The sequence below is a fragment of the Microbispora amethystogenes genome (assembly GCF_016863015.1).
GTDB lineage: Bacteria > Actinomycetota > Actinomycetes > Streptosporangiales > Streptosporangiaceae > Microbispora > Microbispora amethystogenes.
This window is the reverse complement of sequence record NZ_BOOB01000014.1, coordinates 212,795-235,612: the sequence shown is the minus strand read 5'-3', so window position 1 is coordinate 235,612 and position 22,818 is coordinate 212,795. Positions and strand designations below refer to the sequence as shown.

23 protein-coding genes are annotated in these 22,818 nt (G+C 72.7%); 10 read left to right on the top strand and 13 right to left on the bottom strand.

What is annotated here, in order from left to right; translation table 11 throughout:
* Positions 1-119: 119 nt before the first annotated feature.
* Positions 120-1,451 carry a cation diffusion facilitator family transporter gene (locus Mam01_RS10695; protein WP_239101200.1) on the top strand — a complete coding sequence of 444 codons (1,332 nt, stop codon included), beginning with the start codon at positions 120-122 and terminating at the stop codon, positions 1,449-1,451.
* 22 nt (positions 1,452-1,473) lie between these two features.
* On the opposite strand, the gene Mam01_RS10690 is transcribed toward Mam01_RS10695, so the two are convergent.
* Positions 1,474-2,244: a sporulation protein gene (locus Mam01_RS10690; protein WP_239101199.1), complete on the bottom strand. Its 771-nt coding sequence runs from the start codon at positions 2,242-2,244 to the stop codon at positions 1,474-1,476.
* 134 nt (positions 2,245-2,378) lie between these two features.
* Here Mam01_RS10690 and Mam01_RS10685 point away from each other — a divergent pair, with 134 nt between their 5' ends.
* From Mam01_RS10685 to Mam01_RS10675, 3 genes are all read left to right on the top strand, one after another.
* On the top strand, positions 2,379-2,702 hold the full coding sequence (locus Mam01_RS10685) for a YciI family protein (RefSeq protein ID WP_204285203.1): 324 nt from the start codon (positions 2,379-2,381) through the stop codon (positions 2,700-2,702).
* A 14-nt stretch (positions 2,703-2,716) separates the two neighbouring features.
* On the top strand, positions 2,717-4,009 hold the full coding sequence (locus Mam01_RS10680) for an RNA polymerase sigma factor (protein ID WP_204285202.1): 1,293 nt from the start codon (positions 2,717-2,719) through the stop codon (positions 4,007-4,009).
* Positions 4,010-4,078: 69 nt separating this feature from the next.
* On the top strand, positions 4,079-4,702 hold the full coding sequence (locus tag Mam01_RS10675) for a maleylpyruvate isomerase family mycothiol-dependent enzyme (RefSeq protein ID WP_204285201.1): 624 nt from the start codon (positions 4,079-4,081) through the stop codon (positions 4,700-4,702).
* A 9-nt stretch (positions 4,703-4,711) separates the two neighbouring features.
* On the opposite strand, the gene Mam01_RS10670 is transcribed toward Mam01_RS10675, so the two are convergent.
* Positions 4,712-6,925: an NACHT domain-containing protein gene (locus Mam01_RS10670; protein ID WP_204285200.1), complete on the bottom strand. Its 2,214-nt coding sequence runs from the start codon at positions 6,923-6,925 to the stop codon at positions 4,712-4,714.
* A 196-nt stretch (positions 6,926-7,121) separates the two neighbouring features.
* Here Mam01_RS10670 and Mam01_RS10665 point away from each other — a divergent pair, with 196 nt between their 5' ends.
* Entirely contained in the window at positions 7,122-8,414 is a 1,293-nt protein-coding gene (locus tag Mam01_RS10665) for an endo-1,4-beta-xylanase (RefSeq protein WP_204285199.1), read from the top strand.
* A gap of 33 nt (positions 8,415-8,447) precedes the next feature.
* Entirely contained in the window at positions 8,448-9,437 is a 990-nt protein-coding gene (locus tag Mam01_RS10660; RefSeq protein WP_204285198.1) for a DMT family transporter, read from the top strand.
* On the opposite strand, the gene Mam01_RS10655 is transcribed toward Mam01_RS10660, so the two are convergent.
* On the bottom strand, positions 9,385-9,846 hold the full coding sequence (locus tag Mam01_RS10655) for a MarR family winged helix-turn-helix transcriptional regulator (protein ID WP_150932137.1): 462 nt from the start codon (positions 9,844-9,846) through the stop codon (positions 9,385-9,387). The genes Mam01_RS10660 and Mam01_RS10655 overlap by 53 nt on opposite strands.
* An 83-nt stretch (positions 9,847-9,929) precedes the next feature.
* Between Mam01_RS10655 and Mam01_RS10650 the strand changes: the two genes are divergently transcribed.
* The gene (locus Mam01_RS10650) at positions 9,930-10,748 is read left to right on the top strand and encodes an alpha/beta fold hydrolase (RefSeq protein WP_204285196.1); all 819 of its coding nucleotides are present in this window, start codon (positions 9,930-9,932) and stop codon (positions 10,746-10,748) included.
* 70 nt (positions 10,749-10,818) lie between these two features.
* Here Mam01_RS10650 and Mam01_RS10645 read toward each other — a convergent pair whose 3' ends face one another.
* The 3 genes from Mam01_RS10645 to Mam01_RS10635 all read right to left on the bottom strand — a co-directional run bounded on the left by Mam01_RS10645 (position 10,819) and on the right by Mam01_RS10635 (position 13,882).
* Positions 10,819-11,994, bottom strand: a complete 1,176-nt coding sequence (locus tag Mam01_RS10645; RefSeq protein WP_204285195.1) for an erythromycin esterase family protein — start codon at positions 11,992-11,994, stop codon at positions 10,819-10,821.
* A gap of 72 nt (positions 11,995-12,066) precedes the next feature.
* Complete coding sequence (locus tag Mam01_RS10640; RefSeq protein WP_239101198.1) at positions 12,067-12,729, bottom strand: response regulator; 663 nt, start codon at positions 12,727-12,729, stop codon at positions 12,067-12,069.
* On the bottom strand, positions 12,704-13,882 hold the full coding sequence (locus Mam01_RS10635; RefSeq protein WP_204285193.1) for a sensor histidine kinase: 1,179 nt from the start codon (positions 13,880-13,882) through the stop codon (positions 12,704-12,706). Before Mam01_RS10635 ends, Mam01_RS10640 begins: the two co-directional genes overlap by 26 nt.
* A gap of 163 nt (positions 13,883-14,045) precedes the next feature.
* Between Mam01_RS10635 and Mam01_RS10630 the strand changes: the two genes are divergently transcribed.
* Both Mam01_RS10630 and Mam01_RS10625 read left to right on the top strand, forming a co-directional pair.
* Positions 14,046-14,765, top strand: coding sequence for an ABC transporter ATP-binding protein (locus Mam01_RS10630; protein WP_204285192.1), 720 nt, complete (start codon positions 14,046-14,048; stop codon positions 14,763-14,765).
* A gap of 25 nt (positions 14,766-14,790) precedes the next feature.
* The gene (locus Mam01_RS10625) at positions 14,791-15,591 is read left to right on the top strand and encodes an ABC transporter permease (RefSeq protein WP_204285191.1); all 801 of its coding nucleotides are present in this window, start codon (positions 14,791-14,793) and stop codon (positions 15,589-15,591) included.
* A 143-nt stretch (positions 15,592-15,734) separates the two neighbouring features.
* Here Mam01_RS10625 and Mam01_RS10620 read toward each other — a convergent pair whose 3' ends face one another.
* The 7 genes from Mam01_RS10620 to Mam01_RS10595 all read right to left on the bottom strand — a co-directional run bounded on the left by Mam01_RS10620 (position 15,735) and on the right by Mam01_RS10595 (position 22,205).
* Positions 15,735-16,385 carry an AAA family ATPase gene (locus Mam01_RS10620; protein ID WP_204285190.1) on the bottom strand — a complete coding sequence of 217 codons (651 nt, stop codon included), beginning with the start codon at positions 16,383-16,385 and terminating at the stop codon, positions 15,735-15,737.
* A 79-nt stretch (positions 16,386-16,464) separates the two neighbouring features.
* Positions 16,465-17,661, bottom strand: a complete 1,197-nt coding sequence (locus Mam01_RS10615; RefSeq protein WP_204285189.1) for an RNA-guided endonuclease InsQ/TnpB family protein — start codon at positions 17,659-17,661, stop codon at positions 16,465-16,467.
* A 161-nt stretch (positions 17,662-17,822) separates the two neighbouring features.
* A complete protein-coding gene (locus tag Mam01_RS10610) occupies positions 17,823-18,680 on the bottom strand; it encodes an ATP-binding protein (RefSeq protein ID WP_204285188.1) in 858 nt (285 codons plus the stop codon).
* Positions 18,641-18,997 carry a response regulator transcription factor gene (locus Mam01_RS36525; RefSeq protein ID WP_239101197.1) on the bottom strand — a complete coding sequence of 119 codons (357 nt, stop codon included), beginning with the start codon at positions 18,995-18,997 and terminating at the stop codon, positions 18,641-18,643. Before Mam01_RS36525 ends, Mam01_RS10610 begins: the two co-directional genes overlap by 40 nt.
* Positions 18,949-19,401: a hypothetical protein gene (locus Mam01_RS36520; RefSeq protein WP_239101196.1), complete on the bottom strand. Its 453-nt coding sequence runs from the start codon at positions 19,399-19,401 to the stop codon at positions 18,949-18,951. Before Mam01_RS36520 ends, Mam01_RS36525 begins: the two co-directional genes overlap by 49 nt.
* 159 nt (positions 19,402-19,560) lie before the next feature.
* A complete protein-coding gene (locus Mam01_RS10600; protein WP_239101195.1) occupies positions 19,561-20,187 on the bottom strand; it encodes a response regulator in 627 nt (208 codons plus the stop codon).
* An 8-nt stretch (positions 20,188-20,195) separates the two neighbouring features.
* Positions 20,196-22,205 carry a GAF domain-containing sensor histidine kinase gene (locus Mam01_RS10595; protein WP_204285185.1) on the bottom strand — a complete coding sequence of 670 codons (2,010 nt, stop codon included), beginning with the start codon at positions 22,203-22,205 and terminating at the stop codon, positions 20,196-20,198.
* Positions 22,206-22,349: 144 nt separating this feature from the next.
* Here Mam01_RS10595 and Mam01_RS10590 point away from each other — a divergent pair, with 144 nt between their 5' ends.
* Positions 22,350-22,769, top strand: coding sequence for a hypothetical protein (locus tag Mam01_RS10590; protein WP_204285184.1), 420 nt, complete (start codon positions 22,350-22,352; stop codon positions 22,767-22,769).
* Positions 22,770-22,818 lie beyond the last annotated feature (49 nt).

Sequence of the window (22,818 nt, the reverse complement as noted above, 5' to 3'; positions counted from 1 at the left end):
GGCTGGATCTCCGGTTCGGCGCCCGCCGCGGACGGGGTGCGGCTGCGGGACTCTCGCAACTGCGCCGGGCAGGCTGTTGTCGAGATGCTGCGGCGGCTTTTCCGAGGCATCGTTGTGCCATGAGCCAGGAACAGGCCGGTCCTGCTCGCCGGCACGGGCACAGTCATGACGACGACCACGGCGGTGGTCACGGGCACGGGCACGCTCACGAGCATGGTCAGGGCGGCGGGCACGGGCACGCTCACCAGCATGGTCAGGGCGGCGGGCCCGGACATGGGCACGGGCACGGGCACGGCAGTGGGCATGGCCACGGGCACGGGCACGGGCATGGTGGCGGCGGGTGGCGGGGGCGGGTCGCGCACCTGCTGCGGCCGCACTCGCACGAGGCCGCCGACAAGGTCGACCCGGCGATGGAGTCCTCCGCCAGGGGCATGCGGGCGCTGTGGGTGTCGCTGGCCGGTCTCGGGGCGACGACGCTGGTCCAGGCGGTGGTCGTGGCGCTGTCGGGGTCGGTGGCGCTGCTCGGCGACACGCTGCACAACGCGGCCGACGCCCTGACCGCCGTGCCGCTCGGGATCGCGTTCCTGCTCGGCCGCCGCCCGCCGACCCGCCGCTACACATACGGCTACGGGCGGGCCGAGGACCTCGCGGGCGTGGTCATCGTCCTGACGATCGCCGCCTCCTCGGCCGCCGCCGCGTACGCCGCGATCGCGCGGCTCCTGGAGCAGCAGGAGGTCACCCATCTCGGGGCCGTCGCGGCGGCGGCCCTGGTGGGCTTCGCCGGCAACGAACTCGTCGCCCGCCACCGCATCCGGGTCGGCCGGGAGATCGGCTCGGCGGCGCTCGTCGCCGACGGACTGCACGCCCGCACCGACGGTTTCACCTCACTGGCCGTGCTGGCCGGGGCGGGCGGGGCCGCCCTCGGCTGGACCTGGGCCGACCCCGCCGTGGGCCTGCTCATCACGGTCGCGATCCTGATGGTGCTGCGGCAGGCCGCGCGGGAGGTGTACCGGCGGCTGATGGACGCCGTCGACCCCGCTCTCGTGGACCTCGCCGAGGCGACCCTCCGCCGTACGCCGGGCGTGCTGGACGTCGGCCAGGTGCGGCTGCGCTGGATCGGGCACCGGCTGCGGGCCGAGTGCGAGGTGATCGTCGACGCGGGGGCGACCGTGGTGGAGGCCCACCGGGTCGCGGTCGAGGCCGAGCACAACCTGATCCACGCCGTGCCCCGCCTGACCGCCGCGATCGTGCACCCCGATCCGCTGCCCGGTGACGGCGTGGACCACCACGCCGTCCTCGACGGCCACCACCAGGATCAGCGCCAGGATCAGCGGCAGGACCAGCAGCAGGATCACAGCCAGGATCACCGCCGGGCCCACCGGCACGAGAACCGGCACGACCACCGGCAGGATCGCCGGCACGACCACCACCCGGCGGGCCACCCCGGCTGACCCGCCGGAGGCGGCCGGGAGGTCAGAACCAGCCGCGGTGGCGGGCCATGGACGCGAGGCCGTCGCGCAGCGCCTGCTCCACCGCGCCGGGGTGGTCGCCGTACCCCACGCGGAACCGGTTGTAGACGTCGTGACCGGAGGTGAGGAAGCCGCCCCTCTTGTCGGCCTCCAGAATCACGTCCATCGAGTGCGGCCCGGCGATGAAGGTCAGCTCGAGCTCGTTGAAGTAGCGCCGCCACTCGGGGCCCGCGTGATACTCGATCTCCTGGTAGAACGGCATGGACGAGCCCCGGATCGTGCCGCGTTCCAGGTCGGCCCGCTTGAAGTGGAAGCCCATGTGGATGAGCGCCCCCAGCAGGTGGTCCTGCGCGGGGAGCGGGTTGACGTAGAGCGGGTCGAGGTCGCCCTTGTCGAGCGCGCCCGCGAGCGCGAGCTCGGTGGCGACGCCGAGACGCATGCCGGGCAGCGGACGCCCACCGATCGCGCTGACCGGCGTCTCCCACGGCACCGGGATCGCGAAGGGCAGCGTGCGCGCCTCTCCCGCCCGCAGGTCGAACGGCCCGGAGACCGGCGCCCGCAGGAAGCTGTAGGTGACGTGGTGTTCCTCGTCACCGCGCTCGACCTCCACCACCGCGGTGAACTCGACGGCGATCCCCTCCACCTTGTGGTCGGACGAACCGCCCCTGAAACGGACCTCGCCGTACAGGGTCTCCCCCGGACGCACGTGCGGGTCGCGCAGCACCGTGTCGACCTCGACCCCGGCTCCCAGCGCGGCCATCAGCTTACGGAACACCGATCACTCCCTTGTCTGCGGCATACATCGCTCGGAACGAGCCGTTCCCCCGCCGGGTTCCCGCCGGTCGTGTCCGTTCGGGGCCGTTCTGTTCGTCGTACGGACAGGATGGGAAACCCGGAAGAGGAGGACGGATGAAGTACGTGCTGCTGATCTGCGGCGACGAGTCGGCGGCGGAACACGCCGACGACGGCTGCGGCGGGTGGTCGGAGACGATGCTGGAGCGTGGCGTGCTCAAGGGAGGGGCCGGGCTGCGCCCGCCGGACGACGCCACCACGCTGCGGGTGCGCGGCGGCGAGGTGCTGCTGTCGGACGGGCCGTTCGCCGAGACCAAGGAGCAGATCGGCGGGTTCTGCCTGATCGAGTGCGCCGACCTCGACGAGGCGATCGAGATCGCCGCCGCCCACCCCGCCGCGGCGTACGGGACGATCGAGATCCGCCCGCTCGTGTCGCCGTGAGGCGTGCCCACGCGATGAGACCCGGAGCCACACCGCCCCGCACCCCGACGGCCGGCACCGTACCGCCCCCGGTCGAGGCCGCCGTCGCCGAGGCGTTCCGGGAGGAGTGGGGACAGCTCGTGGCGACGCTCATCCGCTGGACCGGCGACTGGGACCTGGCGGAGGAGTGCGCGCAGGACGCGTTCGCCCTGGCCCTGCGCGCCTGGCGGCGCGACGGCGTGCCGCGCCGGCCCGGGGCGTGGCTGACCACCGCCGCGCGCAACCGGGCCGTGGACCGGCTGCGCCGTGAGGCGGCCGGCGCCGCCAAGCTGCGGGAGGTCGCGGGCGCGATGCGGGAGGACGGCGTGCCGTACGCACCGGAGCCCGGCGACGAGCCGGACGTGCCCGACGACCGGCTGCGGCTGATCTTCACCTGCTGTCACCCGGCGCTCGCGCCGGAGGCCCGGGTGGCGCTGACCCTGCGGACCCTCGCCGGGCTCACCACCGCCGAGATCGCCCGCGCGTTCCTGGTCGGGGAGCAGGCGATGGCCAAGCGCCTGGCCCGGGCCAAGCACAAGATCCGGCACGCGGCGATCCCCTACCGGGTGCCACCGGCGCATCTGCTGCCCGAGCGCCTCCCGGCCGTGCTCGCCGTGCTGTATCTGCTGTTCAACGAGGGCTACTCGGCGACGTCCGGCGCAGGCCCGATGCGGCCCGGCCTCGCCGCCGAGGCGATCCGGCTGGGCCGGGTGCTGGTGCGGCTGATGCCGGACGAGCCCGAGGCGGCGGGCCTGCTCGCGCTCATGCTGCTGCACGACTCCCGCCGCGCCGCCCGCCAGGACGAGACCGGTGACCTGGTGGTCCTGGAGGAGCAGGACCGCACCCGGTGGGACGCCGCGCGGATCGCCGAGGGCGTCGCCCTCCTGGACGGCGCGCTGCTGCGGGGCCGTCCCGGCCCCTACCAGGTGCAGGCGGCCATCGCCGCCTGTCACGCCACCGCCGCCCGCCCGGAGGACACCGACTGGGCCCAGATCGCCATCCTGTACGCGCGGCTCAAGGGGCTGGTCCCGTCTCCCGTGGTGGAACTCAACCGGGCGGTGGCGGTGGGGATGTCGGCCGGTCCCGCCGCCGGTCTGGCGTTGCTCGACGCGTTGCGGGAGTGGGGCGCGCTGGCCGGTTACCACCTGCTGCCCGCCGCCCGGGCCGACCTGCTGCGCCGCCTGGGCCGTACGGCCGAGGCGGGCGACGCCTACCGGGAGGCGATGGGCCTGGCGGCGACCGCTGCGGAACGCCGCCATCTCGCCCGCCGCCTCGCGGCCCTGGAGTAGGTGTCCGTCCGGGCCGCGCCCATTCGTCGGTAGGACGTACAGGAAAGCGACCGGAAGGACGGCGGACAGATGGGAACGGACATACGGCGGCTGATCGCGGCCGAGCGCCGCGAGCTGGCGGACCTGCTGAGCGGGCTGCCGCCGCGGGCGTGGGACGCGCCGTCGCTGTGCGCGGGCTGGCGGGTGCGGGAGGTCGTGGCGCATATGACCCTGCCCTACCGCCACTCGGGGCCGCGCGTGCTGGCCGGGCTGGTCGCGGCCCGGGGGAACTTCGACCGGCTGGCCGACCGGCTCGCCCGCCGCGACACCGCCTCGCTGACCGCGGAGCAGCTGACCGCGTGCCTGCGGGACAACGCGGAGCACCCGTGGCGGCCCCCGGGCCGCGGCTTCGAGGGGGCGCTGTCGCACGACGTGATCCACGGGATGGACATCACCGTGGCCCTCGGGATCGACCGGCCGATTCCCGGCGAACGGCTGCGCGTGCTGCTCGACGGCGCGCTGTCGCCGAGGGCCCGCCGTTACTTCGGCGTCGATCTCGACGGAATCGAGCTGCGGGCCGACGACGTGGACTGGTCGTTCGGGTCGGGCACCCCGCTCACCGGCGCGGCACAGGACCTGGTCCTGGTGCTGTCCGGCCGAAGGCTGCCCGAGGGACGGCTGCGCGGCGAGCCCAGCGCCCGTTTCAGCCATTAAGTGGCAGGGTCAGCGGTTCTCGCCGGGGTGGTGGTACAGGTGGGCGAGGCGGTCCTGGAGCCTCTCGTGCCGGAACCGGTACACCGGCCCCACCTGGCGGAGCAGGCCGACCCGATGGGCGTCCTCCAGGAGGGTCATCAGCCGGAGCGGGACGCGGCGCCGGGCGCGGAGCATGGCGACGGCCACGAGATAGGTCGAGCTGGCGCCGGTGAACCCGAAGGTCAGGGTGAACACGACGCCACCGGCGAGGCCGAAGGCGATCCCGGCCTCGGCGCCGCGCAGCAGCCCGGAGAACCCGTCCACCAGTGTGCCGGCGACGCCGAAGGCGAGGCCGAGCGCGGTGCCGAACGTGAGGGACCGGCCGTACACGAGCCGGAGGTCCCGCCGGAGCGTGGTCACCGGTCCCTGCGGCCGATCGTTCGTCAGGGGGGTCGTCACCCACTTGTTCAGCCCGAGGGTGACGCCGCCGATGGCTCCCACGACGAGCCCGTAGAGAACCAGGCCGCCGACCTCGGAGGACATCCCCGCGACCCGCCACAGGGCGAACGCCGCGACCATGCCGACCGGGAGCGCCGTCACCAGCCCGAGCGCCACCTGCCCGGCGAGGCCGGTGACGTTGCCCCGCCAGCGCAGGTTCGCGTACGCCGGCTCCAGCGTGTAGCCCTTGAGGCGCTCCAGGATGATCCCGCCGGTCAGGCCGCCCACCAGGCCGCCCACCGGCCCCCCGGCGAGGCCGAACAGCAGGGCGTCGCGCAGGCTGCCCGCGTGCGGGCTGCGCAGCGCGACGACGGCGTCGCTGACCAGCCCCACGGTCGTCCCGACCGTCAGGCCGACGGAAACGCCGCCGATCAGGATGCTCGTACGCCGCGGCACCGAGCGGTGGAGGTGCCACCAGCGGAAGTCCCTGCTCCCGGCCTCGGACATGTGGTGCGCGACGAAGGCCAGCCGGCCGCGGGCCTCCTCCGGGTCCCACGACCGCTGCGGGCGGAACGGGTGGTCGTGTTCGTGCCGCTCGCCGGGGTCGTCGTCCGGCGTTGCGGCCGAGAACGTCGCCTGGACGAGATTGTCGAGCAGATGCTCGGTGACGGCGTCCGCCGTGTCGAAGCGTTCGGAGTCGCACAACGGCGCCGGGTTGGCGCGGGTCTCGATGTAGACCTTGTACAGCAGCCACACGACCAGCGGCGTGGAGAGGGCCTCGGCCAGCGGGCCGTCCGGCTCGCTCTTCAACGTGGCCAGCAACTCCGCCCAGCCGGCCCGCTGACCGGGCGCGAGCCGGTCGAGGACGTAGAAGATGACGTCCGCGCTCTTCACCGCCCTGGGCTCGATGACGGCCGCGCCGGCCAGCGGCGCGCCGCCGTCCGCGCCCACGGCCGCCAGATACTCCGACGTACGGCAGGTGAGGATGAGCGCCTCCACGGCCGCCGCGTCGTTCAGTGCGTCGATCACCCTGGACCGCACCGGGCGCGGCAGTTCGTCGAGGCCGTCGAGGACGGGCAGGATCCGCCGGTACGTCACGAGGCCGCGCGCGGCGTCGGGGCCGAAGCCGGACGCGCGCAGCGCCGGGTAGTTCTCCCGCAACCGCCTGGCCAGCCATCGGTGGACGGGCTCGGCCGACGGGTCCCACCCGGACATCGACAGCAGCACGGGCACCGGGTCGCCCTCCTCGTGCTCCTTCAGCAGCTCGCTGAGCAGCAGGACGGCCAGCGTGGTCTTGCCCATGCCGACCTCACCGATGATCACCAGCCGGCGCCGCGCGAGCTTGCGGAACCGTCCGGCCATCTCGGGCATCCGGTCGGTGCGCCCGTCGAACCGCACCCTGCCGAGGCCGAACCAGGAGCGCAGCAGGCGCTCCCCGTCGATCCGATCGCCCCGGTCCATCACGTCGAGGCCGGAGATCTTCCAGCGGACGGGCAGCCGGGCGGGGCGGTCGAGCTCGCGCATGACGATCTCCTCGCGCCACTGCTCCCGCACCAGCACCCGCAGCGTCCGCTCGGCACGGTCGATCTGCTCGACCGTGCTCGTCCCGCCCGGCTGCCGCTGCCGCCAGCTGCTGATCAAGGGCGGGAGCAGGGCGAACACAGCGAGAGCCACGCTCGCGAGCTGGGCCCAGTTGGCCGCGGCGTCGGAGTCGGAGAGTTTCGTCAGGCCGTAGCCGAGGCCGCCGACGGCGACCAGCCCCGCGGAGGGAAGGGCGGCGCGCCGCCACCCTGCCGGGACTCTCATGCACTCATGGTGACAGCGCATGAACTTTCTGGCGATAGCCCGATGTGCGTTCCCGGCCGATGTCTGCACCTTTCAGGCAGCCTGGGCCTTTCCGGAGACAAGCGATACTGTGCTTGAGATCATGAGACCCCTCCGGCCGGAGCGTGGAGGCTCTCGGAGAGGGTCCTCCGCCCCGCGCACTCCCTGGAGGCCGCCCATGTCGTCGCGCTCCGCCTTCGACCCCTCCGGCTCCGACCCCTCCTCATTCGACCCCGGCCCGCTGATCAGGAAGCACCGCACCGCGGACGCCACGCTCACCGTGACCGCGCAGGGCGCGCCGCTGGCCGGTCAGGAGGTGGTCGTCGCGCAGCGGCGGCACAAGTTCCTCTTCGGCTGCATCGGCGGCGACTTCATCCCGCTGGCGAACGGCGACGCCCCCGCGCCGGACCAGCCGGCCGCCGCCGGCTCCCAGGAGGTCGCCGACCTGTGGCTCGACGTGTTCAACTTCGCCACGCTGCCCTTCTACTGGGGGTGGTTCGAGCCCGAACGCGGCCGCCCGGACACCGAGCGGACACTCGCCGCCGCGCGGTGGTTCGCCGACCGGGGGTGCGTGGTGAAGGGGCACCCGCTGGTCTGGCACACCGAGACGGCCGGCTGGCTGATGGACCTGCCGAACGCCGAGATCGCCAAGGCGCAGGTGGACCGCATCCGGCGCGAGGTGACCGAGTTCGCCGGCGTGATCGACATGTGGGACGTCATCAACGAGGTCGTGATCATGCCGATCTTCGACAAGTACGACAACGGCATCACCCGGATCTGCCGCGAGATGGGCCGCATCCCGATGGTCCGGATGGTCTTCGACGCGGCCCGTGAGGCCAACCCGCAGGCCACCCTGCTGCTCAACGACTTCGACATGTCCGCGGCGTACGAGTGCCTGATCGAGGGCCTGCTGGAGGCGGGCGTCGAGATCGGTGTGCTCGGCCTGCAGAGCCACATGCACCAGGGCTACTGGGGCGAGGAGAAGACGCTCGCCACCATCGACCGCTTCGCGCGGTACGGCCTGCCCATCCACTTCACCGAGACGACGATCGTCTCCGGCCACATCATGCCGGAGGAGATCGTCGACCTGAACGACTACCAGATCCCCGAGTGGCCGACGACCCCCGAGGGTGAGGCCCGCCAGGCCGACGAGGTCGTGCGCCACTACAAGACGCTGCTGTCGCATCCGTCGGTCGAGGCGATGACCTACTGGGGGCTGTCGGACGGCGGCTGGCTCGGCGCGCCGGGCGGCTTCGTCCGGGTCGACGGCACGCCCAAGCCGGCGTACGAGGCGCTGCGCTCGCTCGTCAAGGACGAGTGGTGGCTGCCGCCCACGACGATGGTCACCGACGACGACGGCCGGGTACGCTTCACCGGCTTCCTCGGTGAGTACGAGGTGTCGGCCGGCGGGCGAACGGCCGTGTTCACCTTGGACGAGCCGGGCGGGGCCACGGTGGAGGCGGCGATCTGAGACCTCTCGCAGTGGAGGGGACGGAGGAGACGGATGCGACCAGGCGGGGTGGCAGGCAGGCTCTACGGATCCCCGGTTCCGCTTCTGTGTCTCGCCGTGCTCGGCTGGTCGGGCAACTTCGTCGTCGGGAGGCTCGTCCACGACTCCATCCCGCCGGCGACCCTGGCCCTCCTTCGCTGGCTGACGGCGTTCGTCCTCCTCCTCCCGTTCGGATGGAGGAAGCTGCGGCAGGATCGGCGGATCCTCGTCCGGCACTGGGTGACGGTGCTGGCACTGTCGATCTTCGGCGTCGCCGCGTACAACACCCTGATCTACACCGGGCTGCAGACGACCACGGCGATCAACGCGCTGCTGATGCAGTCGGTCATGCCGCTGCTGATCGTCGTGTTCGCGTTCGCGTTGTTCCGGGAGCGGCCGGGTGTCGCCCAGATAAGCGGGCTGCTCGTCTCCCTGGCCGGGGTCTGGCTCGTGGTCACCCAGGGCAGTCCGCTGGGGTCCGGTGGCCTGCGGCTGCGGGCGGGCGACGGATGGATCTTCGTGGCCGTGGTGAGCTACGCCCTCTACACCGCCCTGCTGCGCCGCAGGCCCCAGGTGAACCCGTTGAGCCTCCTGACGGTCACGTTCGGGCTCGGCGCTCTCCTGCTGGCGCCCCTGGCGGCGGCCGAAGCCGCCGGCGGGCACGTCGTCCACGTCACCACGGGGGCCGTCGCCGCCGTCGCCTATGTGGCTCTGATCCCCTCGATCCTGTCCTACTTCTGTTACAACCGCGGAGTCGAGCTCGTCGGCGGGGCGCGGGCGGGGCAGTTCCTCCATCTGATGCCGGTCTTCGGAGCGGTGCTGGCCTACTTCGCCCTCGGAGAGCGCATCCACGCCTTCCACATGGCGGGCGCCGCGCTGATCGCGGCGGGCATCGCGGTGGCGGCCGTCCGGCGGGCCGGCGACCGCCGCACCGCTGACGAGAGCAGCTCCGTCAGGGACGACGCGGAGCCGATCCCGGAGCGAGGCGGCCCGCGAGGAACGTGAGCGCCGCGACGACCTCGGCGATCTGCGCCGGGTCGTCCGTGCCCAGCGCCGCCGCGAGAGGCCCCTCGACTCCGGCCGCCCGTACGGCTTCCACGCGCGCGGACCGCCCGGGCGCCTGCCTGATCACGACGCGGCGGCGGTCGGCCGGATCCGGGGCCGTGACGACCGCCCCGGCCTCCTTCAGCCGGGCGACGGCCGCCGACACGGCGCTCTGCGGCAGGCCCGTACGCGCCGCGATCTCCCCGACGGAGGTCTCCGGATGGGCGCGGAGATCGGCGACGACCACCAGCACCGTCCGGAGACTGGCGGCCTGCGTCGTTCTCGACGGGGTGATGCCCTCGACCGGCATGGCCTCTTCGCCGATCTTCATCAGGGTCCTGCCGAGCAGGAAGAGGTCGACTCCGTTCACTCTCGCACAATACATCATTGTTGATGCATCAAGTTTGATGGATTAGGGTGTGCGTCGAAGCCCACTGCTGAAGGGACGACGAGATGAGCGGCTCGCTGCGCACGAACGGCGCGACCCTGCACTACGACGTGCACGGCGCCGGTCCCGTGCTCCTGATCTCACAGAGCGGGGAGGGCGACGCGGACCGCACCGCCGACCTGGTCCGGCACCTCGCCGGCGACCACACCGTGGTCACCTACGACCGGCGGGGGCTGTCCCGCAGCGCCCTGGACGACCCCGGCCGGGGCGCGACCATGGCCGACCACGTGGACGACGTCCATCGCCTGCTCGCCGCCGTGACCGACCGGCCGGCGCGCATGCTCGGATGCAGCTTCGGCGCCGTCATCGGGCTGCATCTGGCCGTCGAGCATCCGGAGCAGCTGGACACCCTGATCGCGCACGAACCGGTCGCTCCGGGCCTCCTCCCGGCTCCGGAACGAGTCCGCCACGTCCGGGAGCTGGAGGAGCTGCAGGACCTCTACCGGGAGCGCGGCCTCGCCGAGGCGTTCGCCGGGATCGCCGCGGCGCTGGGCATCGATCCCGTCGCCCAGGACACCGAGCCCGGACTGACCCCGCACCCGCTGGACGACCGGCGGCGGGCCGGCTTCGACTTCTTCATCCGCAACGACTTCACCGCCGTCACCCGCGACACGCTCGACGTCGCCGCGCTCGGGGACACACCGGTCCGCGTCATCCCCGCCTTCGGGCGCACCACGCCCCGGCACGTCTTCGACTACCGGTGCGCGCACGAGCTCGCCGCCCTCCTCGGCGTGGAGGCGCGGGAGTTCCCCGGCGGCCACAACGGGAACACGACCCACCCCCGCGCGTACGCCACCCGGATCCTCGATCTCCTGGCCGCCTGAACGACGGGCCGCGACCGCGAGACGGCGGCTCCTCCCGGCGTACGCGCGACGGCTGGTCACGCTGCGCGGGTCAGTCCAGGCGGCCGGCCTCCTTGAGGAAGACGATGCCGTCGATCAGGTGGAGCTGGGCGGGGTCGAGGGGGAAGTAGGCGAAGTCCCGCGAGACGCGCGGGCGGGGCTCGAGGAGGGTTCCGGCCAGACGGCGGGCGTCGACGAGGGAGCGGCCCGGCGGAGCCTCCGACAGCAGGCCCTCGACGGTGTCCGGGGCCGGGGTGTCGCCGCCGACCGTGCCGAAGGCCGAGGCCAGGAAGGCGTACCGGTCGCCCAGGCCCACGCCCGCGACGGCCCCCGCGCTCCACCACTCCACCGGCGCGTCGCCCAGCAGCAGGAAGCTCTTGTCCCGCTGCAGGTGACGGTTGTGCGCGAAGACCAGGGCCGGGCCGTGCCCGGCGACGGCCCGCAGGTTCTCGGCCATCATCTGGTCGCGCAGGCTCATCAGCCAGGTGAGCCGGGCCGGCGACGTGTCGGCGATCCAGTGGTGGTAGCGCAGCAGGCCGGTGGCGGTGCGTCCGTACAGCGCCGCCAGGTCCTCGTCCGTCCCGGCGAGCTGCGGCGCGTGCGCGTCGAGGAACGCCACCAGGTCGTCGGCGATCAGTCGCAACCGCTGGGCCTCGGCGGACCGGCCGATCGACTGGGACGGATCCATGGCGGCGGCGGGGTTCGACCACCGGTCGTCCGGGCCGAGAAGCTCGTCCAGGGTCCCGGGGGTGCAGGGGAGCGACGAGGGGTCCAGCCGCCCGGCGAGACAGCCGTACAGGCCGGTGAGCGCCTCGCGCGGGCTCGCCGCGCCGCTGATCTCCAGCGGGGCGTCGACGCCGAAGAACCGGAGCTTCTCGTCGTGCTCCTCGTTGTACGCGCGCATCCAGCGGACGAGCTCGCGGTTGGCCGGGTAGGCGCCGAAGCCGTGGCTGAAGCCGCGCTCCATGACGTCGTCGAGGCTGCCCGCGCCCGTCGCGACGTAGCCGTCCACCACCAGGCCCATGAGACAGTCGCTCTCGATCGCGAACGACCGGTAGCCCTCGTGCTCGACCAGATGCCGGAAGATCTCGTTGCGCAGTTCGAGCAACGCCTCCACTCCGTGCCTGGCCTCGCCCAGGCCGAGCAGCAGGGGCCGCGCCGGCAGCGACCGGAGGAACGCCGAGACGGCCGCGCCGTCGAGCGGCCGGGCTAAGTCATTGATGTCCATGATCGTGACGGTATCCTTGAACTCCCTGGTGAGGCGTCTCCGACGGCGTTCTTCGCCGGCCGGTCGGAACTCTCAATCCTTGGTGTCCCCCAGGAGGCCCGCGTCGCGCACCTTCATCGCGACCTGCACGCGGTTGCCGGCGCCGAGCTTGGCGAAGATCCTGGTGATGTTCGCCTTCACGGTGGCGACGCTCATGTAGAGGCGCTCGGCGATCTCGGTGTTGGAGCGGCCCCGCGCGATCTCGACCGCGACCTCCAGCTCCCGCTCGGTGAGCCCGCCGAGTTCCGTGCTCTCCTGCGGACGGGCCGGTTCCCGTCCGGCGGTGGCCGCGGCGATCACCTGCCTGGCGACGCTCGGGGACAGCACGGGCTCGCCCTTCGCGACGGCGCGGACGGCCTCGATCATCCGGGGTGGCGGGGTGTCCTTCAGCAGGAAACCGTCCGCGCCGAGCCGCAGCGCCCGCAGCACCATCTCGTCGGCGTCGAACGTGGTGAGCACGAGGATCCGCGGCGGCTCCGGCCAGGCGCGCAGCATCTCCGTGGTGGTCAGCCCGTCCTGGCCTGGCATCCGGATGTCCAGCAGCACAACATCAGGGCGCAGGTCGCGGATCACCTCCATGGCCCGCCGCCCGTCCTCCGCCTCGCCGACGATGTCCAGGTCGGGTTCTCCGCCGAGGATGAGGCGCAGGCCGGTCCGGACCATCGGGTCGTCATCCACCAGCACCAGTCGGGTCACGATCCGCAGTCTCCCATGGCAATCGGACATCAAGGATGAAACAGCCATCCCGAATCGTGTGGCTGAGGGTTCCGCCGGCCATCCGGGTCCGTTCCGCCAGGCCCACCAGACCCAGCCTGCCGCCGGGCCCGGGCGACGAGCCGGGCCTGGCCGGGTTCGTCACGCGGATCCGCAGGCCCTCCCCCGGCTGGCCGCCGAGCTCCGCGGTGACCAGGCTGCCCGGCGCGTGCTTGCGCGCGTTGGTGAGGGCCTCCTGCACGATCCGGTACGCGTGCCGGCCCGTCGGCGCGGGAAGCCGTTCCCGGCCGTCGACGCTGTCGTCCACCTCCACCCGCTGCCCGGCGGCGCGGACCTCGCCGAACAGCGCGTCCAGGTGATCCAGGCCCGGCTGCGGCGCCTCCAGCGCGCCGTCGTCACGGAGCGTGCCCAGCACCGTGCGCAACTCGTTGAGCGACTGGTGCGCGTTCTCCTGGATGGCCAGCGCGGCCTCGCGCGTCTGCTCGGGGGTGAGGTCCGTCCGGTACGCCAGCCCCCCGGCCAGCATCGCCAGCAGGGAGATCCGGTGCGCGAGCACGTCGTGCATCTCCTGTGCGATCTTGACGCGCTCCGCCAGCCGCGCCCGCTCGATCCGCTGCCGCTGCTCGCGCTCGGCGGCCAGCGCCCGCTCCCGCAGCGAAAGCTCCAGGTCGCGGCGTCCGCGCAGATAGAGGCCGAAGACCGTGAGCGCGCCGAGGATCGTCGCCCCCGACACCGTCGAGACGTACGTGGCCTGGGTGATCCCGTCCTGGACGGCGCCGGCCAGCAGGCACAGCACCGACACGACCGCGACGGGGATCGTCCGGCTCCACCGGCGGTGGGTCACCAGCGACACGTACGCGACCAGCGCGGGACCGGTCGCCGTGGCGGAGACGGCGGTCAGCAGGACCGTCGCCACCGCGACCTGCCACGGCCACCTGCGCCGCCACCCCATCAGGACCAGGCCGAGGACGCCCAGCCCCACATCGATCAGCACCTGGGCGAGGCGGCTCCCGTCCTGCGCGACGAGCCAGGCCAGCACCACCCCGTGGAACAGCATGGGCACCGCGGCGCACAGGTAGCGCAGCGCGACGCCCCACCTGTCCAGGGGCGGCTGGTACTCCGGTCGGACACGCACAGCCCCACAGCCTAGAGACCGCGCTGACCTGCTCTTAGCGACCTGGGTCGACCTGTGGGCAGCCGAAGGTATCGATCGCCGGGGCCGAAGTGCCGCCCCGAGTCCGGCGCCGGCGGCCCCGGGTCTGATGCGGCGGCCTCCCGGCCCGCGATGAACTGGTTCCGTGATCGAGTTCAGGCACGTCAGCAAGGACTACGGCACGGTGAAGGCGCTCGACGACGTGTCCTTCACCGTCGAGCCGGGGAGCGTCACCGGCTTCCTCGGCCCCAACGGCGCCGGGAAGTCGACGGCCCTGCGCATCCTGGCCGGGCTCGCCCGTCCCTCCTCGGGCACGGCGACCGTCCTCGGCCGCCCGTACGCCGAGATGGCCTGTCCGGGGCTGCGGGTCGGCACGCTGCTCGACGCCGGGGCCGGGCACCCGGGCCGCACCGGCCGGGAGGTGCTGACGCTCGGCGCGCTCACCCTCGGGCTGCCGCGCGCACGGGTCGGCGAGGTGCTCGGCCTGGTGGGGCTGACCGAGCGGGAGAGCAGGCGCCGGGTCGGCGCTTACTCACTCGGGATGCGGCAGCGGCTCGGGATCGCGCACGCGCTCCTCGGCCGTCCGGAGGCGCTCGTCCTGGACGAGCCCGTGAACGGTCTCGATCCGCAGGGCATCCACTGGATGCGCCACCTGCTGCGCGACCTCGCCGGCGCCGGGTGCGCGGTGCTGCTCAGCTCACACCTGCTGCACGAGGTGGAGCAGGTGGCGGACCACATCGTCGTGATCGGCCAGGGCCGCGTGCTCGCCCAGGGCACGGCCGCCGAACTCGGCCGGGACGGCGGCCTCGAACGGACCTTCCTCGAACTGACCGCGACCACCGCCCGCACGGCGCCCCCCAAGTGACCCCGGTTATACGGAGGACCGCACAATGACCACCCGCACACACCGCCCCGAAGACCCGCGCGACGCGGTCGCGGAGCACGGCACGACGACCGAGGACGCGCCCATCCCCTTTCGCCGGCTGCTACGGGTCGAGACCCGCAAGCTCGCCGACACCCGCAGCGGAAAGATCATCGCGGTGCTCCTGGTCGCGCTGGTGGTCGCGTCCGTCGCCGCACGCGCCACCGTGGCCGGCCCGGAACCGCAGAGGCTGATCTTCACCGCCGGGATCGCCCTCGGCACCCTGCTCCCGGTGCTCGGCATCCTCACGATGACCGGCGAGTGGACGCACCGCACCGCGTTGACCACCTTCGTGCTCGAACCACGGCGTCATCGCGTCCTCGCGGCCAAGTGCGTGCCGCCTCTGGTCGCGACGGTGGCGCTCTCGCTGCTGGCCATGCTGGTCGCGGTGCCGGTGACGGCCGTCGCGGCGGGCGTCCGGAACGTGCCCGCCACCTGGGAGGTCGATCCCGCCGCGCTGCTCGGCTGGACGGGGACGAACGTCCTGGTGACCGCGATGGGCCTCGCCCTCGGCGCCCTGCTCCTGAACGCGCCGAGCGCGATCGTGATCTGCCTGTCGGCTCCGATGCTGTGGAGCGCGGCCGCCCGGCTCGGCCCGGCCGGCGCGGCCCTCGCCGGATGGCTCGACCTCGGCGCCACGTCCGCACCCCTGATGACCGGCGACCCGACCTGGAGCGACGGGGCCCGGCTCGCGGCGTCGGCCACCCTGTGGATCGTCGTCCCGATGGCCGCCGGTCTGGTCCGCGTGCTCCGCAAGGAGGTGACCTGACCGCCGGCCTTCCGCGACCGCCCGGACGGCCCACGTCGTCCGCCGGGGCGGGCAGCGGTCGGACACGGCCCGGGTCGGCCGGCTGGGGCCGGCCCGGAGCGCGGGCGGCATGGCGTGCGGGCGGCGTCGCGTGCGCGCCGCTGTCAGGGCCCGTCGAAACCGAGGTGGAGCCTCGAAACGTAGGCACCGGGCACCGGGCCTCCACCGGTGATCGACGGAAACTCCACCGCCTCCTCGTCCTCGTCCGGGCTCCGCTTCCCCGCGCCGATCAACGACCTGGTCAGCGCCTCGCGCTCGCCCAGCATCTCCTCCAGCGCCCGCCCGACGTGCTCGTCCGTGAGCACCGGTGTCCCGTCCCCGCCGCGCAGCGCCGACAGCACGGCCCGGCGCAGCAGTTCCTTGAAGAACGACGCGGTGGCGTCCTCGGTCCTCGCGACGACCGGTTCCAGGTCGGCCTCCAACCGAAGGTCACGGGCGTACAGGCGCAACAGGGCGGCCCGGCCGGCCGCGTCGGGCCGGGGAATCTCCACGGCGAGGTCCACCCTGCCCGGACGGTCGGCCAGCGCCCGCTCCAGCACGTCCGCGCGGTTCGTGGTGAGCACGAACGTGATGTCCGCGTCCGCCCCCACGCCGTCCATGGCGTCCAGCAGGGCGAAGAGCAGCGGGTTGCCGTCCTCGGTGAAGGAGCGGTCGCGGGCCACCAGGTCCACGTCCTCCAGCACGACGATCGCCGGTTGCAGTCTCCGGGCGAGACCGGCCGCCTGCGCGACGAAACGGATCGCGGCGCCCGTCATCACGATGACGGTGCAGTCATCCGGCCCATCAGTTGACGCGCTCCCCGGCCTGAAGGCCGGGGATTCAGCCCGTGCCGCGTCATGCGGCGCCTCTGTGGCTTCCTGCTTCATCGGGCTGTGCCACCGCGAGCGGTGGTCTTACCGGCCCTCGACAGGCGTTTAACCTGTCCGCCCGTCCGGCGGCCAGGATGTTACGCGCGGCGTTGATGTCCCGATCGTGGACCGCCCCGCAGGGGCAGATCCACTCCCGGACGGAAAGCGGCATCGTGCCGGTGACGGTCCCGCACGCGGAGCACAGCTTCGAACTGGGGAACCACCGGTCGATCCGGTGGAAGACCCGCCCGTACAGGCCGGCCTTGTACTCCAGCATGCCGACAAACGCCGACCAGCCCGCGTCGTGCACGCTCTTGGCCAGCCTCGTGCGCGCCAGTCCCTTCACGGCCAGATCTTCCACGATCACCGTTTGATTCTCACGAACGATCGTTGTGGATTCCTGGTGGTGGAACTCGCGGCGCGCATCGGCGACCTTCGCATGCTGGCGGGCAATCTTCTGCCGGGCTTTGGCCCGGTTGCTCGACCCCTTCTGCGTGCGCGACAACGCCTGCTGGAGCTTGTGGAGTTTCCTCTCGGCCCGGCGCAGGAAACGCGGGGCGTCGATCTTCCGCCCGTTCGACAAGACGGCGAAGTGCCCCAGTCCGAGGTCGATCCCGGTCTCGTGCTCGACGGGTGGTAGGGGCTGTTCGGCGACGTCGACGACGAACGAGGCGAAGTACCTGTCGGCCGCGTCCTTGACCACCGTGACCGAGGACGGTTCGGTGGGCAGGTCCCGTGACCAGCGCACCGCAACGTCTCCGATCTTCGGCAGGCGCAGCTTCCCGCCTGCCGTGATGGCGAAGCGGGCGTTGTGGGTGAAGCGGATCGCCTGCCGGTTGTCTTTGCGGGACCGGAACCGGGGCGGGGCCAGGTTCGGCCCCTTGCGCCTACCGGTGACCGAGGCGAAGAAGTTCCGGTACGCGATGTTCAGGTCGGCCAGCGCCTGCTGCAGGACCACGGCGGAGACCTCGCCCAGCCAGGAACGTCCCGGGGTCTTCTTCGCCTCGGTGATGACCCGTTTGGACAACTCGCCGTCGCGGATGTACGGCAGCCCCGCGTCGTGGGCGTCGATCCGTGCGCGCAGCCCGTCGTTGAACACCACCCGAGCACACCCGAACGCCCGAGCCAGCGCTTGACGCTGACCCGGCGTCGGGTAGAGGCGGAAGTTGTACCGGAGCCGCACACCACGATTTTACCGATGGCACATGGCCGATTACAGGGAGACATCAGAACGGGCAGGCTCTCCGCGTCTTCGTCCTGCACGCTCATCTGGTTGTCGCGACACGTTCCGGCATCAGGTACTCACCGGCGCCCAACCGGAACGCATAAAGCGCATGGAACAGATCAAGCGGGACGTCTGCGCCGACTTCGAGACAGAGCCGGCCGAGGCTTCTGGTAGCGGACCGTGTGCGTCTTGCCGGTGCCGGGCGGGCCGTGCAGCAGCAGGCCGCGCTTGAGGTGCTGCCCGTGCGCGCGCAGCCGGTCGGCCTGCTCGGCGATGCCGACGATGTGCCGTTCGATCGTGCCGAGCACGCCTTCGGGCAGGATCACCTGCTCGGCGTCGAGGTCCGGCCGGGGCAGAAAGGTGACGAGGTCGTTGCCCCGGTGCTCGCTCCACTGGAACGACAGGACCTGCCCCCGGTAGACGTCTTCGGCGCGCATGAGACGTTCGACCTCGTCGCGGGTGGCGGTCGCGCTCGTCCGGTCGGGGGCGAGCACGACGAGCCGGCACTGCGGCCCCGCGTGCTCATGGGGACCCCGCAGGCTCAGCACGACCGGGACGCCCTCCGGAGACCGGGTCAGGACCAGGCCGAGCGAGACGACCTCCGTGGTCCGGTCGGGCCCGGTCGCCGCCGTCGCGTAGTCGACCGCACCCGGCTCGAACCGCTCCCAGCCGCGGGCGGCGGCGGCGAGCATGTCGACGAGCTCGGTGTGCTCACGCCCCGGGCCGGTGACGCCGACCCACTCGGCGCCGGGGCTGTACGCCGCGAGGTACGCGTCCGTGCCGCGCTGCAGGTTGACGTGTTCCCAGCTGGGGAAGCTCTCGGCGACGTTCACGACGTGCCGCAGGTCGCACCCGAGGTGCCCGGTGACCCGCGCCACGAGCTCGGGAGGCTCCCGGCCCTCGTCGATGCTCCGGCGGGCTTCCTGGAGAAGGCCGCTCAGCGCCCGAGCCAGGTTCTCGGCGTCGGTGAGATCCATATCATCCACAGTGACAGGCTTCGCGGCGCTTCGCCGGTGATTATCCCCTCGGCCACGGGGCCCGCAGGTAGATCGGCGCCGTCGGCGGGCCGCGCTTCTCTGCGACTCCCCAGCGTCCGGGACCTCCGGCACACATGCGGACGTGGCGCGTTCGGGGGGCGCGCGCACAGGAGACCGGCGTCGCGCACCTTCATCGCCACCTGGACCCGGTTGTCTGCGTCGGGCTTGGCGAAGATCCTCGTGATGTTCGCCTTCACGGTGGCGACGCTCATGTGGAGACGCTCGGCGATTTCGGCGTTCGACCTGCCGTGCGCCACCTCCAGGCGGGCGAGCTGGGCGCGCAGGATGCCGAGCTTCCCGTCGCGGTCATCGACGATCTCCGCGTGACAGACCAGATGGACGGCCGTGTAGTACGTCGTGGGGATTCGAGCCGGGGATCCTCGTCGGTGCCGGGCAGCGCCTTCCACGCCCCCTCGATGTATGCCCAGTCGCCGGCCACGGCCATAACCACGGCGGGGCTCTCCTCGATCGCCGACCAGATCAGGGTTCGGCCGGGCGAGGTCAGCAGGATCGTGGACTCCTCGGCGAGGAGGAACTGCGTCGGCACGATCACCGGCATATCGCGGCCGCATCCGGACGCGACGAGGTGGCCGAACTCGTTGGCACGGACGAAGGCCAGCGCCTCCTCGTCCGCGGCGGCGTCCCAGGGGTGGATCAGCACACCCTCACTTCACGCACGGACAATCCGAACAAATCCGAGAGATGGGCAGGTCTTCGCCCGTTTGCGAGCCTCAAGGCCTCGGCTCCCGAGGCCGATCGCGCCCCATCGACGATCAATCCTGATGGCCCGGCACCGGCCCGCAGCCGATGAGGCCCGCTCCTACCGGCCGCCGAGTCCGGCGTCCCTGGCGCGCGCCACCGCCGCGGCGCGATCGGAGACGCCGAGCTTGGCGAAGATGTTCGACACGTGGTTGCGCACGGTCTTCTCGCTCAGAGACAGGCGCCGCGCGACGGCGTGGTTGGTGAGACCCACGGCGACGAGGTCGAGCACCTCCACCTCGCGTTCCGTCAGCTCGGGCAGCGGCCGGGGCCGTACGGCCGACGCGGTGAGAGCGGCCAGCACCCGGCTTCCGGTCGCCGCGCCGAACACGACCTGACCCGAGGCCACCGCCTCCAGCGAGCGCACGATGTCCGCGGGCGTCGCCTCTTTGAGCAGGTAGCCGCGGGCGCCGGCCCGTACGGCGGCGAGGATCGACGCGTCGTCGGACAGCATGGTCAGGGCCAGCACGGCCACGCCGGGATGCCGGGCCGTGATCCGGGACGTCGCCTCGATGCCGCTGATGCCCGGCAGGTGCAGATCCATCAGGACGACGTCGGGAGCGACCTGGTCCACCAGTTCGACGGCCGCCTCACCGGTGCTCGCCACCCCCGCGACCTCCACCTCGGGCAGATCGCGGAAGAGCGCGACCAGCCCTTCGGCGAACACCGGGTGGTCCTCCACCACCATGACGCGGATCATCGGACCGCCAGCGGGAGCCGTACGACCATGTGTGTGCCCACCCCGCCCTGGTCGAGCAGTTCGAAGGTGCCGTCGAGCTCCTCGGACCGGCGCCGCATGGAGGCGAGGCCGAACCCGCGGCGGGTGGGCGACCCCACCCCGACGCCGTCGTCGTCGACCCGCAGCTCCAGGACGTCCGGCGCGTCGCCCGCCCGCAGGCTGACCGTGCACCGGGACGCCATGGCGTGCCGTACGGCGTTCGTCATGGCCTCGGCCGCGATCCGGTAGGCGGCCAACTCGACCGGCGGCGGAAGGGCGGGCAGGTCGGGCGGAGCGTCCACCTCGACCACGAGATCACCCGCGAAGCCCCTGCCGAGCTCGGCCAGCGCGCCCGTGAGCCCCAGAGCGTCCAGGGGCGGCGGGCGCAGGTCGTTGACGATCGCGCGGACGTTCACGACCGTGCCGCGGATGCGGCCGGACAGCTCCTCCAGCACCTGTTTCGCCCCCTCAGGGTCGGCGTCGACCAGACGCCTGCCCCGGTCCACCTGCAGCGCGAGGGCCGCCAGCGTGGGACCGAGCCCGTCGTGGAGTTCGTAGAGCAGCCGGTCGCGCTCCTCCTGCCGGGCCGCCAGCAGCCGCCCATGCGAACGCTCCAGGTCCGCGCCGAGGCGGTGCGCCCGTACGGCCACCGCGACGTGCGGCGCGAGCTGCGCCAGCAGAGCACGGTCCTTGGGGCGCAGCCGCTCCCCCAGCACGAGCGTGCCGACCGGCTCGCCCTGGTGGAGGAGCGGGACGCTCTCCGTCACATCGGCGCCGACGCCGCTCGGGCGGCCCCAGGAGGCCACGACCGCCCCCGATTCCTCGACGGCCACGTAGTGTATGCGCAGGACCCGCCCGACCTCCGCGGCCATCCGCTCCAGAAGGTCGCCGGGCGCACCCGCGTCCGAGAGCCGCACACCGAGCCGGCGCAGCGCACGCGCCGGGTCGTCGCGGTCGCCGTACACGAGGCGGTTCGCGGCGGCGGACACCCGCAGATAGAGAGGGTGCACCGCGAGCGCCACGATCAGAGCGGACGCCCCGGAGCCGATCGCGTTCCCGAGTGTGGCCGCGGCCATGGCGTACGCGGCCAGCAGGGCGACGCTGACGGCGCCGAACGCGAGCGCGCGCGACAGCAGGAGGTCGAGGTCCCAGAGGCGGTGCGCGACGACGGCCACCGACACCGCCACCGGCAGCGGGACGGCGGCGAGCGCCACGATGACCGGCCCCCACGGCACGAACAGGGCGACACCGAGCAGGCCCACCGTCAGCAGCGCGGCGGCCAGTACCCATTGGAGCCGCCGTCGCACCTCCTCGCCCGCGGATCGGTAACGGACGACGAGCGAGCCGACCGCGGCGAGCACCGCACCGACCGTGCACACCGTACCCGCGGTCCTCAGGGCGTCCGGCACCCCGGTGAGTCCGGCCAGCGGGCCCGCGTATCCGCTGGGGAAGAGCCCGGGGACCTGCTCGTAGGTCACCGGGCGGAGCATCCAGTCGAGCGTGCTCACCCCTATGCCGGCGAACGCCGCGGCCTGCGCGGGCCACCATCGGGGCGAGAGGAGCCGGCCTTCCGGGAAGATCAGCAAGAAGATCGTCGGGACCAGCAGGTAGGCGGGGATCCACAGCCAGTTGGACACCCACATCGCCCAGTCGTCCCCCGGCAGGCCCATGCCGCTGCCGGCCGCATCGTCGTCGAGGCCGCTGTTGATGCCGAGCAGGCCGTACGCGCCGAGGGCGAGCCCGAGCGCCTGGGCCGTGCCGACGATCACCATCACCCAGCCGACCCGGCTCCCCGGCCGCTGCGCCACCACGAACAGGCCGGGCACGCCGAACGACAGCGCCGCGACCGCGCGGAAGGCGTCGAACCGTTCGACGATCCCCGTCACGCCCAGTTGCCGCAGCCTGGGCTCGACGACCAGCGTCCCGAGGACCAGGACGAGTAGCGCGCCCGCCGCCACGGCGGCGCGCCGGGCCGATCTGTCCGTCATGAGGGGGATGTTGCCACCCGCGCGTCCCGCCGTCACGGGACGAGATGTCCCGTCCCGCGGGGGACCGGCGGCTCATGCCGGCCGGACGTCCTCCGCCGGACCCTCGAATTCGTAAGCACCCACTGCGTTCTTCGAGGAGACGACATGTCCGCACCCGCCACCACACCCGCCGCTCGCCCGCTAGCGTCCGCGCTCGTCGCCGGTGTGGGCCTGCTGCTCGCCATGGATGTCACCGGCGCGGTGATCTCCCTGTCCGCCGGCCTCAGCCCGACCCTGCTCGACGCCCTCGGGCCGCAGGCGCGGCTGTCGGCGCCGATTCCGATGATGATCGCGCAGGTCCTGCTGGTCACCGGCGCGACCCGGCGTCATCGCGGCGTCGCCGTCCCCGCCTCGGCCCTCCTGGCCGTCGCCGGAGTGCTCGCCTTCATGTCCGGCTTCTACGACGGCGGCTACGCCGCCGACCTCACCGCGGGTCAGCGGGTCTTCCAGATCACCCTCGTCACGGCCCACCTCGGAGTCGGCGTCCTGGCGGGCTTCCGCCTGGTACGGCTGCTGCGCCGCTGACGGGGTCGGACGCGCCGGAGGAGCAGGGTGACGAAATGGTCGGACAAGG

Excerpts from the sequence above, each read along its gene's own strand:
- Mam01_RS10695 (WP_239101200.1), top strand. The coding sequence starts at position 120 with ATGAGCCAGGAACAGGCCGGTCCTGCTCGCCGGCACGGGCACAGTCAT.
- Mam01_RS10685 (WP_204285203.1), top strand. The coding sequence starts at position 2,379 with ATGAAGTACGTGCTGCTGATCTGCGGCGACGAGTCGGCGGCGGAACAC.
- Mam01_RS10680 (WP_204285202.1), top strand. The coding sequence starts at position 2,717 with ATGAGACCCGGAGCCACACCGCCCCGCACCCCGACGGCCGGCACCGTA.
- Mam01_RS10675 (WP_204285201.1), top strand. The coding sequence starts at position 4,079 with ATGGGAACGGACATACGGCGGCTGATCGCGGCCGAGCGCCGCGAGCTG.
- Mam01_RS10670 (WP_204285200.1), bottom strand. The coding sequence starts at position 6,925 with ATGAGAGTCCCGGCAGGGTGGCGGCGCGCCGCCCTTCCCTCCGCGGGG.
- Mam01_RS10665 (WP_204285199.1), top strand. The coding sequence starts at position 7,122 with ATGTCGTCGCGCTCCGCCTTCGACCCCTCCGGCTCCGACCCCTCCTCA.
- Mam01_RS10660 (WP_204285198.1), top strand. The coding sequence starts at position 8,448 with ATGCGACCAGGCGGGGTGGCAGGCAGGCTCTACGGATCCCCGGTTCCG.
- Mam01_RS10650 (WP_204285196.1), top strand. The coding sequence starts at position 9,930 with ATGAGCGGCTCGCTGCGCACGAACGGCGCGACCCTGCACTACGACGTG.
- Mam01_RS10645 (WP_204285195.1), bottom strand. The coding sequence starts at position 11,994 with ATGGACATCAATGACTTAGCCCGGCCGCTCGACGGCGCGGCCGTCTCG.
- Mam01_RS10625 (WP_204285191.1), top strand. The coding sequence starts at position 14,791 with ATGACCACCCGCACACACCGCCCCGAAGACCCGCGCGACGCGGTCGCG.
- Mam01_RS10620 (WP_204285190.1), bottom strand. The coding sequence starts at position 16,385 with ATGACGGGCGCCGCGATCCGTTTCGTCGCGCAGGCGGCCGGTCTCGCC.
- Mam01_RS10610 (WP_204285188.1), bottom strand. The coding sequence starts at position 18,680 with ATGGATCTCACCGACGCCGAGAACCTGGCTCGGGCGCTGAGCGGCCTT.
- Mam01_RS10600 (WP_239101195.1), bottom strand. The coding sequence starts at position 20,187 with ATGGTGGTGGAGGACCACCCGGTGTTCGCCGAAGGGCTGGTCGCGCTC.
- Mam01_RS10595 (WP_204285185.1), bottom strand. The coding sequence starts at position 22,205 with ATGACGGACAGATCGGCCCGGCGCGCCGCCGTGGCGGCGGGCGCGCTA.
- Mam01_RS10590 (WP_204285184.1), top strand. The coding sequence starts at position 22,350 with ATGTCCGCACCCGCCACCACACCCGCCGCTCGCCCGCTAGCGTCCGCG.